Raw genomic sequence first — 12,882 nt, 5'->3', positions numbered from 1 at the left:
TGCTGCTGCGACATCGTCAATGCTCGGGGTGCTGCTTGTCATTGCTGTCTCCTCGTCGGCTGTAGTCATAAGCCAGCCAGATCAGAGACATGGTCTTCTCGAGATCATCAATCGTCGGGAGGCCCTCGAATCCACGATCCAACCGCTCGGCGACATTATCGACGAACACGGGGTACAGCGGATCAGAGTCGACGTCGAACTCCGAGGTCTCGGTTGCCCCGCCTGCCGAGGTGAAGGAGGCGCGTCCATCGGACCAGATGCTCGCCGTTCCGTGCGTGCCGATGCGGACGTAGGAACAGTGCCGCTTGAGCGGAGAGGACGGGAAGGCGTATCCCGTTTCGATCGTCGCGATGCGCCCGTCGCGGGTGCGGATCGTCATCGCGGAGTAGTCCTCGACGCCGGTGCCGTGCAGTGCCGATGACATCGCGGCGACGACCGAGGCCTCCTCGGCCTGCGCGGATTGGAGGAAGAGGTCTACGAAGTGGGGAGCGAGGTTGACCGTGCAGCCGCCACCGGACTGGGCGGCGTCAAGCATCCAGGGGCTGGCTTCCTCATAGCGCGAAGGAGGACCGGCGATGAACTGCACCGACTCGTACACCGAGCGACCGGCCTTTGACAGCCACAGGTCGACGGGACCTCCCCGCTGGACCAAGGGAATTGCGATCGGGACGTCGGCGGCCTTGGCGGCGTGCTTGATGTCGCGTAGTTCGTCCGGAGAGACGCCTGCGGGTTTTTCGACGACGATCGCGACCCCGCGCTCGATGAGAGCCAAGCAGGCCTGTTTCATCTGCGAGTGTGGAACGAAGACATAGGCGAGATCGATGTCTATCGACTCATCGATCATCCGGCGCCAGTCGGTGTAGACGGGCGCTCCCCACAGATTCGTCAGGTCTTGGACCAGCCGGGTGTCCGGATCGGACAATCCGATGACGTTATGCCGGACAGCGATTCTTTCGGCATACAGGGGTACATGCCAGTGGGAGGCTCCCAGAACAAGGGTTCGGGCCTTGTCCATATGTCATCACCATGCCTTCGGTTGGTGCTTCGGGCTCAGCGCATGGACCTGCGAGGGTTACCGGCGGCCGGGCAGGAAAGGTCGTACAGCTCGACCGACACCGCGATCGCTCCTCTTCGAGATCGATTGCTGAGATCGGTTGCATTAAGGATAGTCATGCTCCTCCAACAGTGTCAACACGTTGAAGACCAGCAGTCTCCACGGGTGTCGTCGCGTCTCAATGCCTCATGCCTCAGCGAGGATCGCTCCGACTCCGGCCCCGGCGCTCACGCCGCGGCGGCGCGCTCAGCACGCTCGAGCAAGAAGGTGTTTGAGCGCTTGGTGTCGGTGGGTTCAGCCCGCCACACTCCCAAACACGAAGAGCCGGCTTAAGCTCGCTAGGTTACTGGCACGCGTACGACAAGGACTGGCTGGCTAACGATGCTCGGCGCTGAGGAGCTTGTCCAGGCGCTGGGCCAAGTCGGGCAGGTCGCGCTGCGCGGTCGTGACGAGCACGTCAATGTCGATCGACCAGTATCCGTGGATGATCCGGTTGCGCAGACCGATGGGGCGATGCCAGACAATCTCTGGATGGGCCTCGCGAAAACCCCGGGAGACCTTGTTTGCCGCTTCGCCTAGTACCGTGTAGTTCCACATCAGCGCGTCGGTCCGCAGCGGATCAGCGGTGATCTCCTCGGTGCTGAAGTGTCCGATGACCTGGTGTATCCGTGACACGGCGTCCCGCATCTCGTGAAGGAAGAGATCGTCAGGCCGCGGCATAGAGTGTCTCCGCGTCGGCAAGAACCTGCTCTCGGATGAGTGGGTGTAGGGAGCGGCGGGAAACCAGATCCACCGGCCGTCCGAACAGGGTGGCGAGTTCGTCGGACAGGTCTTCGATCTCCCATCCGAGGCTCCGGCCGGGCTGAAGCTGGTAGAGCAGGTCGACGTCGCTGGAAGAACTGGCCTCTCCACGCGCAACCGACCCGAAAACATCCAGGGTCGCGATGCCGAAGCGCTGACACAATTCGCCAAGACGCTTCAGATCAACGTCGGAAACTTCTGCGATCGTCATACACCCAGTCTACGAAGTACTCCAACAAACCGTCATTGCGTATCCGACTCCGTTTTCACCTCGCGCAGTACCCGGGCGGGCACGCCGCCCACCACAACGCCCGCGGGCACATCCCGGGTGACCACCGCCCCGGCGGCCACGATCGCACCGGTCCCGATACTCACCCCCGGGCAGACGACGGCGCCCGCCCCGATCCACACGTCGTCGCCGATGCTGATGGGGGCGGGCAGCAGCGTGCCGCGCTCGGCCACGGGCTCGGCATGGTTGAGGGTCGCCAGCACCACGCGATGGCCGATCAGCACCCGGTTGCCGATGCTGATGCCGCCCTGGTCCTGGAAGCAGCAGCCGGCGTTGATGAAGACATTGCGGCCGATACGTATGTTGCGGCCGAAGTCCGTGTGGAACGGGGGCACCAGGCCCAGCGTCCGGTTCACCGGCGTGCCGGTCAGGCGCGCGAAGAGCTCCTGAATCTCGGCGGGGGAGTGGTAGGCCCCGTTGAGCTCGGCCGTCACCCGCAGGGCCTCCTGCATCGTCCGGCCGGAAACGCCCTTCAGCGGCGAGTCAGACGTGATCGGCAGTCCCGCGGCCGTGTGGGCCACAAGATCCTGCGGGCCGAGGACGGCGCCGCCGCCGGGCTGCATGCCCGACGACGGCGCCGCGTCCGGCGGTTGAGCCGCGGATGCCATCGGCTCAGACCTCGAGCAGGACCTTGATCTCGCGGCGCTCGTCCATGGCCTTGTAGCCCTCGGCGGCGTCGTCGAGCGGAATGCGGGTGGTGAAGACCTTGCCGGGGTGGATCTCGTCGGCCTGGATGCGCCTGATCAGGTCGGGCAGGAAGCGGCGCACCGGGGCGGGGCCGCCGTGCAGGTGCACCTCGGCGAAGAACAGGCCGGTGCCGTCGATCTGCTGATCGTGGCCCACGCCGACGAAGCCGACGTAACCGCCGGGCCGGCAGGAGGCGATGGCCTGGTCCATGGAGACCTGGTTGCCGACCGCCTCGACCACGCCGTGGGCGCCGTAGCCGCCGGTCAGCTCCTTGACCTTGGCCGCGCCCTCCTCGCCGCGCTCGGCGATGACGACGTCGGCGCCGAACTCGCGCGCCAGGGCGGCCCGGTCCTCGTGGCGGGAGAAGGCGATGACCTTCTCGGCGCCGAGCGCCTTGGCGGCCAGCACCGCGGACAGGCCCACGGCGCCGTCGCCGACGACGGCGATGGTCTTGCCCGGTCCGGCCTCGGCGGCCACCGCACCGAACCAGCCGGTGCCCAGCACGTCGGAGGCGGCCAGGTAGTCGGCCAGGCGGTCGGGGTCGTCGGGCTCCCCGCCGGGTACGGCCACCAGTGAGCCGTCGGCCAACTCCACGCGCATGTACTGCGCCTGGGAGCCGGTGTAGGAGCCGGCGTTGGCGCAGCGGGACGGGTAGCCGGCCTGGCAGATCTCACAGGTGCCGTCCGAGAGCATGAAGGAGCCGATCACGAAGTCGCCGACCTTGAGGGTCTTCACCTCGTCGCCGGCCTCCACGATGGTGCCGACGTACTCGTGCCCCATGGGGCGGTTCTCCACCGGCTCCAGGCCCCGGTAGGGCCACAGGTCGGAGCCGCAGATGCAGGCGGCGGCCAGCTTGATGACGACGTCGGTGGGCTTGACCACGCGGGGCACCTCCACGTCCTCGACGACGACGTCGCCGGGTCCGCGCATGATGACGGCGCGCATGGTGTCGGGCAGGGTTGTGGCGGTCACGAATACTCCTCGATTCGGGATGATGCGGGCGGACAACCCGCATCGGTTGTTCCTCGCCGACAAGGTTAAAACCGTCCCGGCGTCCGTCGCCAGGTATTGCCAGGGCCTGGCGACACGCCGCCGCGCCTGCCGACTATTGCCTCCTGCGCGGCAGCGGCAGAACCAGTGGGGTGCCCGTGAGCGGGTCCGGGGTCACGTGCACTTCCAGGCCGAACACCTCCTGCACCAGCTGCGGGGTGACCACCTCCCGCGGGGTGCCATTGGCCATAATGCGCCCCGAGCGCATGGCGATGATCCGATCCGCGTAGCGGCACGCCTGGTTCAAATCGTGCAGGACCGCCACGATCGTGGTGCCCAGCTCGGCGTTCAGCTCCCGGCACAGCTCCAGCACGTCCACCTGGTGGGCCAGATCCAGGTAGGTGGTGGGCTCGTCCAGCAGCAGCACGTCGGTGCGCTGGGCCAGCGCCATGGCTATCCACACCCGCTGCCGCTGCCCTCCCGACAGGGAGGCGACCCGCCTGCGGGCCAGGTCGGCCACATGCGTGCGCTCCATCGCCGCCGTCACCGCCTCGTCGTCCTGCTCGGACCACTGGTGCAGCAGCGACTGGTAGGGATAGCGGCCGCGGGCCACCAGCTCGTGCACGGTGATGCCGGTGGGGGCGACCGAGGACTGGGCGAGCATCCCGACCTTCCGGGCGAAGGACTTCGGGCGGATGTCAGCGGCGTCCTTCCCATCGAGCAGCACCTGCCCGGCGGTGGGGGCGAGCACCCGGCTGAGCGCGCGCAGCAGCGTGGACTTCCCGCAGGCGTTCGGCCCTACAATCATGGTCACCGCGCCCGGCTCGACGCGCACGGTCAGTTCGTCGATGACCGGATGCTCGGGGTGGTAGGACAGGCACACGCCCCGGGCCTGGAGCACGCTCCGGCCCGGGGCGGTCTCGGCCATAGTCTGCACGGCGTTCGCGCTACTGCTCGTGAGCGGTGCTCACTTCACCGTCTGGGTGACGGTGTCCAGGACGAAGCGTGCCGCCGTCGGGCCGGCGTTGAGGTAGAAGGGGTCGTCCTCCACCTGCACGGCCTGGTCGGCCTGCACCGCCGACAACGTCGGCCACAGCGACATGCCGGTCAGCTCCGTCTCGTCCCCGCCCTGCACGCCGAACAGGATCCAGTCGGCGTCGGCCTGGTCGAGCTGCTCCTCGGAGATGTCGATGGAGGTGTCGTCGGTGAAGGTCTGGGTGTCCGGGCGGGCCACGCCCATGTCGGCCAGCACCGAGCCGGCGAAGGAGACGGCCCCGAAGATGCGGGTGCGGTCGCCGTTCTTGCGCAGCAGGGACACGGTCACGTCATCGGCGATGCCCTCACCGGCGGAGGCGGCATCGGCGTGGAAGGAGTCCAGCCACGCCTGGGCCGTCTCCGGCTTGCCCAGGGCGTCCGCCAGCAGCAGGAAGTCCTGCTTCCAGTACTGGCCGGTGCCCTGCGTGGCGACGGTCGGGGCGATCTCGCTCAGCGAGCCGTACAGGGACTCGGCGTCCTTGCCCGCGATATTCATCAGGATCAGGTCGGGAGAGAGATTGGCGATCGCCTCCACGCTCGGCTCGGTGCGCGAGCCCACGTCGGTGATCGCCGCCAGGGCGTCGGCGTCGTCGGGGAAGGCGGTAGGCAGGTAGTCGGGGACGGTGCCGGCCCCGTCGCCGGAGGTGGCGCCGACCGGGACGATGCCGAGTGTCAGGGCGGCGTCCAGCTGGCCGGTGGAGATGATCACGACCCGCTCGGGGGCGGCCTCGACGGTGGTGTCCCCCAGGAAGTGGGTGACGGTGCGGGGGAACACGTCGTCGCCCTGGCCGGAGCCCATGCCGTCGGGAATCGCGGTGGGCACGGTGGCGTCCGCCGCGGTGGTACTGGCCGCCTCCCCGGCTGCGGTGGAGGCGTCTGCCGACGCCGAGCCGGTCGCGGTGGAGGTCGTGGAGCCGGAGCAGGCGGCGAGGACGGGGACGGTGACGGCGGCGCCGAGCACGCCCAGGGCGGTGCGGCGCGAGAACAGAGAACTCATACGGTGAGGCTATCCTAAAGAACTATGTTCCGTGCAAGTGGCCTCCGTCCCCTCGCCCTGGACGCGGGGGCGCTGTGCGGCGGCATCGGCGTACTCGTCGCACTGTGTCTGCTCAGTCTCGCCGTCGGCTCCCGGCCGCTCGGCCTCGCCGAGGCCTGGGAAGGGCTGCGCGCCCACGACAACACGGTCGCCTCCCTCATCGTGTGGCGGCTGCGCCTGCCCCGCACCGCCCTCGCCGTCGTCACCGGAGCCGCCCTGGCCGAGGCCGGAGTGGTGATGCAGGCCCTGACCCGCAACCCGCTGGCCGAGCCCGGCATCCTCGGCGTCAACGCCGGCGCCTCCCTGGCGGTGGTGTTGTCCGTCTGGCTCGGCGGCATCACCACCGTGTCCGGCTATCTCTGGTTCGCCTTCGCCGGTGCGGCACTGGCCGCCGCCCTGGTTCAGCTCATGGCCCGTCGCAGTGGGGAGGCCGGCCCGGCTCGGCTGGTGCTGGCCGGCATCGCCCTGGGTGCGAGCCTGAACGCCATCACCGGCACCATCACGATGTACGACACCAGCGCCTTCGACTCCTACCGCTTCTGGGTGGTGGGCGCCCTCGAGGGCCGCGACGCGACGCTGCTGGCCTGGGTGGCCCCATTCCTCGCGGTCGGGCTTGCCCTCGCTCTCGCCTCCGGACACACCCTCAATGTGCTGACCCTGGGCGAGGAACAGGCCGCCGCGCTCGGCGCCCGGCTGGGACGGGCCCGGATGCTCGCCCTGGCCGCCATCACACTGCTGTGCGGGGCCTCGACGGCGGCGGTGGGCCCCATCTCCTTCATCGGGCTGGTGGTGCCCCATGTGTTGCGACTGGTCCTGGGGGCCGATCAGCGGCGGCTGCTGGCGGCCTCCCTGGTGGCCGGGCCGATACTGCTGCTGGCCGCGGACATCGTCGGCCGACTGGTCATCCGCCCCGACGAACTTGAGGCGGGCGTGGTCACCGCCTTCATCGGCGGGCCGGTGCTGCTGGTCATGGTGCTGCGACGTGGGGAGACGGCCGGATGAGGGCGCGGGGCAACGGTGCGGGGGCGTCACGCGGCCAGGCGGCGCGTTCCGCGGGCTTGCGCACCGTCGCGGGGCCCGATGCCGACACACGGGCCGCGCATGCCGTGGGCCCGCCCGCCGGGCGTCTCCTGCTGCGCCCGGGCCCGGGCCGCAGCCTGATGGTGCGCCGTCGCGCCCTGGCGGTGACGACGGCGCTGGTGGCAGTAGCCGCCGCGGTCGGCGCATACACGCTACTGACCGGCGCATATGAGCTGTCCGCCGCAGACGCCCTGCGCGTACTTGCCGGCGGCGGCAGCGAGCTAGACCGGTTCATCGTGTTGGGGCAGCGGCTGCCCCGCGTGGTCGCCGCCGCCCTGATCGGGGCCATGCTGGCGCTGTCGGGCGCCATCTTCCAGAGCCTGTCCCACAACCCACTGGGCAGCCCCGACATCGTCGGCTTCACCACCGGCGCCACCACGGGCGGCCTGCTGGTCATTCTCGTGTCCGCTACCTCCTCCACCGCCACCACCGCCCTGGGCACCACCGTCGGCGGCTTCGCCACCGCCGCGGTAGTGGTGATGGTGGCCATGCGGCGCGGCGGGGCCGGCGAGAACCTGGTGCTGGCGGGCGTCGCCCTGTCCCAGACCCTCTCCGCACTCAACGACTACCTGCTCTCGCGCGCCACCATCCAACAGGCCGAGGTGGCCCGTGCCTGGCAGTACGGGTCCCTGAACGCCATCACCTGGGCGCAGGTGCGGCCGCTGATCGTGGGGGCCGCCCTTCTCATTCCACTTTCCGCCTGGATGGGTCGGCCCGCCGCGGTCCTGGAGCTGGGCGACGACGCCGCCACCTCCCTCGGGCTGGGCGTGGGGCGGCTGCGGGCCGCGATGGTCGGCTACGGGGTGGTGCTCGCAGCCGTGTGCGTGGCCGTGGCCGGCCCCATCGGATTCCTGGCACTGGCAGCACCCCAGTTGGCGCAGCGACTGGCCCGGACGGCGGGGCTGACGCTGTCCGTCTCCGCCGCCATGGGCGCCGCGCTGCTGGTGGTCGCCGACCTGCTGGCGCAGCGGCTGCTGGCACCCTTCCAGATCCCGGTCGGTTTGCTGTCGGCCGCCTGCGGCGGGCTGTACCTCATGTGGCTGTTGGGGCTGCGCGGGGCGACCGACATCGGTGGCAGGTGAGGAGAACCGCGGCGGCATGCGCGTTCGCATCGTGAGGGCCGTCGGTCGATACGGAGACTCTTCATGCGCACGTTCATGCGGCGAAGCTGTCCTTGGATTGTCGCGGCCCAGCCGATTTATTACGGTAGCGGACGTGAAAAAGAAGCTGGGTGGTACGCCCGACGGCGGCCGCCCCGAGACCGGGCGGACGGGCACAGACGGGCGAGCCCGCACACCCAGGCCTCATCGCCGTCGCCGCACTCAGGTCCGCCGCAATGCGGTGGTGCTGGCCTGGTTGGTGGTCGCGGCTGCGCTCGCGGTCGGCGTCATCGGCGGGCCGCTGGCGGCCTGGGGCACCTGGCTGCCGCTGCACGCCCTGTTGCTCGGCGGCATCGGTTCGGCGATCACCATCTGGTCGGCCCACTTCGCCGATACCCTGCTGCACCGCCCCGCGCTCGGCGGCGCCGGGCTGCTGGACGTGCGCCTGCATGCCCACAGCCTCGGTGCCATCGCGGTGCTGGTCGGCATCACCGCCGGGCGTCCCGCCGTCACCCTGGCCGGGGTGACGGCGGTGCTCGCTTGCGCGCTGTTGGGTGTGGCTGCGATCGGCGTCCAATACCGCCGCGCCCTGGCACCCAGGATGGCGCCCCTGGTCTTTCATTACCTGGCCGCACTGAGCCTGTTGGGAATCGGCGCGGTCCTGGGCTACCTCACCTCCTGGGCCGACCGGCGCGGTACCGCCGCCCTCGCCGACACCTACTACCTCGCCCACACCACCACCATGCTGCTCGGCTTCGTCGGCATCACCGTGCTGGGCACGCTCACCGTGCTGTGGCCGACCATGCTGCGCACCCGCATGGAGCCGACCGCCGCCCGCTGGGCGACCCGGGGACTGCCACTCCTCGTGGCGGGCGTCGCCATAACCGCCTGCGCGGGCCTGTGGCGTATGGCGGCGGGAATCGGCGTGGTCGTGTACCTGATCGGTGCCGCCGCCGTGGTCCTGCCCGCCGCGGTGACGGCCCGGCGCGTGCCGCCCACCTCCTTCGCCACCATGAGTGCGGCGGCGTCGGTGGGCTGGCTGCTGGCCTGCGTGGGCTACATCGGCACCGGTATCGTCCTGGCCGACGACGTCGCCGCCGCCCGCGAGGTCATCCACACCGTCCGGGTGGCCCTGGGTGCCGGATTTGCGCTGCAGATTGTGGCCGCCGCGCTGAGTTACCTCACCCCGGTCATGCTGGGTGGTGGCCCGGCCGCCGCCCGCGCCGCCAACGCCATCCTGGACCGGGCCGCCGCCTGGCGGGTGGTGACGGCCAACGGTTGCCTGCTGATCGCCGTCGCCCAGATTCTGCCCGAGGCGGTGCGGCTGGCCGCGGCGGTCGTTGGCGCCGCCGTGGCCGGCTACGTGCCGGTGGGCATCGCCCTGGCGTTGCGGCGGGTGTTGCGCGGCGAGAAGCACGAGGGAGGACGCCCGTGAATGATCGCGCCGAAGACGATGCGGACCGTCCCCAGGCGGATCCGGCGGCCCGCAGTGGCGTCGGCACCCCGCAGGGGCGCGCGGCCGTGACCGCCGGCACCGCTCCCGCCGTCGGCCGTGGCCAACGTCGAGCCGACGCCGCCCCTCAGGCGCGCCTGGATCGCCGCGGCGTGCTCCTGGGCCTGCTCACCACCGGGGCGGCCGTGGCCACCGGCGCCGGCATCGCCGCCTGGCGGGCCACCCGCCCCCCGTCAACGGAGGCCGGTCCCGTGGCCGTCACGGGGCGGACCACCACCGTGACCGTCGCGGTCGAGGGGATGCGCTTCGTGCCCGACACCGTGGACGTTCCCGCCGGCAACCGGCTGGTGCTCACCCTGGACAACACCGGTGACCAGGTCCACGACCTCGTGCTCCAGCTAGACGACGGGACCACCGCCTCCACCGGCCGTGTCCCCGCCGGCGAGACCGGCAGCCTCTATGCCGGTGTCGTCTCCGGCCCGCTGGAGGGCTGGTGCTCCATCGCCGGGCACCGCGCCCAGGGCATGGTCTTCCACGTCACCGCTGCCGGGCAGGCCGCCGCTTCGACTACGGCGACTGCGGCCGGGGCGGACGACGCCGTACCCGATTACGCCGCCGCCCTTCCCGACGATGTGGAGCCCTTCGACGCCGCGCTGGCGCCCGCCGACACCGCCACCACCGTCCACGAGCACACCTTCACCGTCACCGAACAGGCCATGTACGTGGGCGGCGGCGTCACCCAGCGGCGGATGACGTACAACGGGCAGGCGCCCGGCCCGGTGCTGCGCGGTCGGGTCGGCGACACCTTCCGCATCACCCTGGTCAATGAGGGCTCCATGAGCCACTCGATCGACTTCCACGCCGGCGTCATCTCCCCGGACGCGCCCATGCGCTCCATCGACCCCGGCGACTCGCTCGTGTACGAATTCACCGCCCAGCGCTCCGGCATCTGGCTGTACCACTGCTCCACCGCCCCGATGAGCGTGCACCTGGCCTCCGGCATGCATGGTGCCGTCATCATCGACCCGCCCGGGCTCGCCGTGGCGGACCGGGAGTTCGTCATGATCCAGTCCGAGCTCTACCTCGGATCCGAGGGCGGAGAGACCGACGCGGACAAGGTGGCCGCCAAGAACCCCGACCTGCTGGCTTTCAACGGCATCGCCTTTCAGTACCGCGACCGGCCGCTGACGGCGAAGCCGGGGGAGCGGCTGCGCTTCTGGGTGCTCGACGCCGGGCCCTCCCTGCCGACGTCCTTCCACATCGTTGGGCTGCAGTTCGACCAGGTCTTTCACGAGGGCGCCTGGACGCTGGGCGGGCCCGACGACGTCGGCGCCGGCTGGTCCGGCGGCAGCCAGGCGCTCGGGCTGCAGCCCGCCCAGGGCGGCTTCGTGGAATGCGTGCCGCCGGCCCCGGGCACCTACACGTTCGTCACGCACGCCTTCGCCGACATGGAGAAGGGCGCGATGGGCTACCTGCGGGTCACCGGCTGAACTCTGGACTATCGGCTGGCCACGGTTTCGACAGGCCGGTGTTCGGCCGATGCGGCGGCCTGGGGTACGGGCGGTTCGCCGGTCGGCGTCGTCGTGGCTGCCCGTGCCATCACGTGACAGCCGTCGGCACACAGTGGGATGACCGAGAATGTCGGCGCCCCCGTGCCTGCCTCGACGGCATCCGCGGCGCCGCCGTCCGCGCGGTCGGCGGAGGCGGGGCCGCCCGTGTGCGGGCGGGCGAAGCGCTCGTTGAGGAAGCCCTCGTGCATGCGGCACACCAGCCGGTGTGGCGGCCGGGAGGCGGTCATCAGCGGGCACGCCTTGAGGGTGATCTGCTCGCCGTCGAACTCGGGGGCGAAGCCCATATGCGACAGGTGCGGCAGCATGGCGGTCAGCCGCGTCGTCGACGTGGCAGTCGATGCCGCGGAGGCGGCGGCCTGCGCCGTCGGGGCCGCGGGCTCATCGGGGAGTAACTGAGCCCAGCGTCGGCCGATCGCCTCTGCCCGCCGGCGGGCCTGCTCACCGTCTCCGAGTTGCTCGACAATCGCATCCAGCAGGGACAGGTAGGAGCCGACCACCTGCGCCGGATCGGGGCCGGCCGGTGCGTAGCGCAGGGCGGGGCGACCTCGCCGCCCTGTGGGGACAGCGGACACCGCCACCAGGCCCGCCTCCACCAGGGCGTCCAGGTGCTCGCGCACCGTGTTGTGGTGCAGCTCGAGACTCCGGGCCAGCTGCGCCGCCGTGACCGACCGGCCTGACTCCTCCACCGCTGCCAGTACGCGGCGGCGCGCCGGCGACAACTCGGCGCGTGCCGACAGGTCGGTCCAGGCGGAGCGGGGAAGGAGAGCCCCGGCAGTCGGGGAAGCGGACATGTGTTCAGACTAACGTCCGCCGCAGCAGGGCAGGGAGGAAACAAGGCGCCGAACCGGGCACGTTTTCGCCGCGACTGCGGCCGTTACCGCCGCGGATGCGCAGGGCGGGTCAAGGCCCAGTAAACCGGCAGCGGCGGGGCGTCGAGCGTCGCCGCCAACGAGAATCCCAGGCGTTCGTACAACCGTCGCGATGCCGGCGTGGTCGACTCCAGGTGTGCGGCCACGCCGTCGGCGTCGACGCGCTCCAGGCCGTGGCGCAGCAGCGCCGTGCCCACGCCGGAGCCGCGGGCGCCGGGAGCGACGGCGAGCATGTACAGGTACCAGTACGGCTGCGGCGGCTGGGCCGACTCACACTGGGCCGCATCTAGCAGCACCAGCTCCCAGGCGCCGCCCAGCAGGTCCAGGTCGACCCCGTCGAGTGGCTCGGAGCCGAACGGTCCCGTGGCATGTCGGTCCTGGGCGGGCGCATCCCACAGGGCGACGCCGAGCAGCCGCTCGTTCGGGGTGCCGGCGTCAGCCACCGCCAGGTCGACGTGCGTACCGGCCCGTTGAGAGGCGTCGGGGGAGAGATAGTGAGCGGTCAACTCGCAGCGGTGCAGGTGATCCAGAGCTGCCACCGGCTTCGGGGCCCGCGCGGCGATGGTGTGCATGAGTGGATCTGCGGTGAACACCTCGGTGAGTAGTTTGGCCACTGCATCCAGGTCCGCTGTCCCGCCGGGGCGGATCACCGGGCTGCTGGTGCTTACTGGCATGCGGGCCATGGCTGCTTTCCTCTCCCTGAGACCGGCACGAGTAACACCCAGAGACTAGAGGGGCTCGTTGTGTTTGCGGGTGTGGGGGCCGTCTGCTACGCCACTTCACCGTCAGCAACGCCACTTCGGGGTTAACAACGCCTGTTAACGGTCTGCTGAAGGCTCCTGGGGTATACAGCAGACCGTTAAGTAGCGTTGTTAACGTCTGACCGGCGTAGCAGACACCCCCGCCCACCACACTCC

Annotated in this window: 13 protein-coding genes; 4 read left to right on the top strand and 9 right to left on the bottom strand. The window is 70.4% G+C overall.

All coding sequences use genetic code 11. The features are described 5' to 3' along the window. Nucleotides 1-16 precede the first annotated feature (16 nt). The 7 genes from ACGLYG10_RS00655 to ACGLYG10_RS00625 all read right to left on the bottom strand — a co-directional run bounded on the left by ACGLYG10_RS00655 (nucleotide 17) and on the right by ACGLYG10_RS00625 (nucleotide 5,853). Nucleotides 17-1,015, bottom strand: a complete 999-nt coding sequence (locus ACGLYG10_RS00655) for a Gfo/Idh/MocA family protein (RefSeq protein ID WP_073327080.1) — start codon at nucleotides 1,013-1,015, stop codon at nucleotides 17-19. A 414-nt stretch (nucleotides 1,016-1,429) separates the two neighbouring features. Further along, the gene (locus tag ACGLYG10_RS00650) at nucleotides 1,430-1,774 is read right to left on the bottom strand and encodes a HepT-like ribonuclease domain-containing protein (RefSeq protein ID WP_073327078.1); all 345 of its coding nucleotides are present in this window, start codon (nucleotides 1,772-1,774) and stop codon (nucleotides 1,430-1,432) included. Next, the gene (locus tag ACGLYG10_RS00645; RefSeq protein WP_073327077.1) at nucleotides 1,761-2,066 is read right to left on the bottom strand and encodes a nucleotidyltransferase family protein; all 306 of its coding nucleotides are present in this window, start codon (nucleotides 2,064-2,066) and stop codon (nucleotides 1,761-1,763) included. Before ACGLYG10_RS00645 ends, ACGLYG10_RS00650 begins: the two co-directional genes overlap by 14 nt. 32 nt (nucleotides 2,067-2,098) lie before the next feature. After that, nucleotides 2,099-2,752, bottom strand: a complete 654-nt coding sequence (locus ACGLYG10_RS00640) for a DapH/DapD/GlmU-related protein (protein ID WP_244542517.1) — start codon at nucleotides 2,750-2,752, stop codon at nucleotides 2,099-2,101. Between the two features lie 4 nt (nucleotides 2,753-2,756). After that, on the bottom strand, nucleotides 2,757-3,776 hold the full coding sequence (locus tag ACGLYG10_RS00635) for a zinc-binding dehydrogenase (RefSeq protein WP_073327768.1): 1,020 nt from the start codon (nucleotides 3,774-3,776) through the stop codon (nucleotides 2,757-2,759). Nucleotides 3,777-3,936: 160 nt separating this feature from the next. Continuing rightward, nucleotides 3,937-4,749: an ABC transporter ATP-binding protein gene (locus tag ACGLYG10_RS00630; protein WP_073327074.1), complete on the bottom strand. Its 813-nt coding sequence runs from the start codon at nucleotides 4,747-4,749 to the stop codon at nucleotides 3,937-3,939. A 39-nt stretch (nucleotides 4,750-4,788) separates the two neighbouring features. After that, complete coding sequence (locus tag ACGLYG10_RS00625; RefSeq protein ID WP_073327072.1) at nucleotides 4,789-5,853, bottom strand: ABC transporter substrate-binding protein; 1,065 nt, start codon at nucleotides 5,851-5,853, stop codon at nucleotides 4,789-4,791. 24 nt (nucleotides 5,854-5,877) lie between these two features. Here ACGLYG10_RS00625 and ACGLYG10_RS00620 point away from each other — a divergent pair, with 24 nt between their 5' ends. The 4 genes from ACGLYG10_RS00620 (at nucleotide 5,878) to ACGLYG10_RS15680 (ending at nucleotide 11,015) form a co-directional block, all read left to right on the top strand. Next, nucleotides 5,878-6,894 carry a FecCD family ABC transporter permease gene (locus tag ACGLYG10_RS00620; RefSeq protein ID WP_083565251.1) on the top strand — a complete coding sequence of 339 codons (1,017 nt, stop codon included), beginning with the start codon at nucleotides 5,878-5,880 and terminating at the stop codon, nucleotides 6,892-6,894. Next, entirely contained in the window at nucleotides 6,891-8,054 is a 1,164-nt protein-coding gene (locus ACGLYG10_RS00615) for a FecCD family ABC transporter permease (protein ID WP_083565249.1), read from the top strand. Before ACGLYG10_RS00620 ends, ACGLYG10_RS00615 begins: the two co-directional genes overlap by 4 nt. 133 nt (nucleotides 8,055-8,187) lie before the next feature. Beyond that, nucleotides 8,188-9,507, top strand: a complete 1,320-nt coding sequence (locus ACGLYG10_RS15685) for a hypothetical protein (protein WP_139240677.1) — start codon at nucleotides 8,188-8,190, stop codon at nucleotides 9,505-9,507. Then, nucleotides 9,504-11,015: a multicopper oxidase domain-containing protein gene (locus ACGLYG10_RS15680; protein ID WP_244542516.1), complete on the top strand. Its 1,512-nt coding sequence runs from the start codon at nucleotides 9,504-9,506 to the stop codon at nucleotides 11,013-11,015. Before ACGLYG10_RS15685 ends, ACGLYG10_RS15680 begins: the two co-directional genes overlap by 4 nt. 8 nt (nucleotides 11,016-11,023) lie before the next feature. On the opposite strand, the gene ACGLYG10_RS00600 is transcribed toward ACGLYG10_RS15680, so the two are convergent. Beyond that, nucleotides 11,024-11,887 (bottom strand): helix-turn-helix transcriptional regulator, encoded by an 864-nt coding sequence (locus ACGLYG10_RS00600; protein ID WP_073327068.1) that lies wholly within the window; start codon nucleotides 11,885-11,887, stop codon nucleotides 11,024-11,026. A gap of 83 nt (nucleotides 11,888-11,970) precedes the next feature. After that, nucleotides 11,971-12,648 carry a GNAT family N-acetyltransferase gene (locus ACGLYG10_RS00595; protein WP_244542515.1) on the bottom strand — a complete coding sequence of 226 codons (678 nt, stop codon included), beginning with the start codon at nucleotides 12,646-12,648 and terminating at the stop codon, nucleotides 11,971-11,973. Nucleotides 12,649-12,882: the final 234 nt, after the last annotated feature.

It is taken from the genome of Actinomyces glycerinitolerans (genome assembly GCF_900098745.1).
GTDB classification, from domain to species: domain Bacteria; phylum Actinomycetota; class Actinomycetes; order Actinomycetales; family Actinomycetaceae; genus Actinomyces; species Actinomyces glycerinitolerans.
The sequence above is the reverse complement of the archived record's forward strand: the minus strand, read 5'-3'. Positions and strand labels throughout refer to the sequence as shown.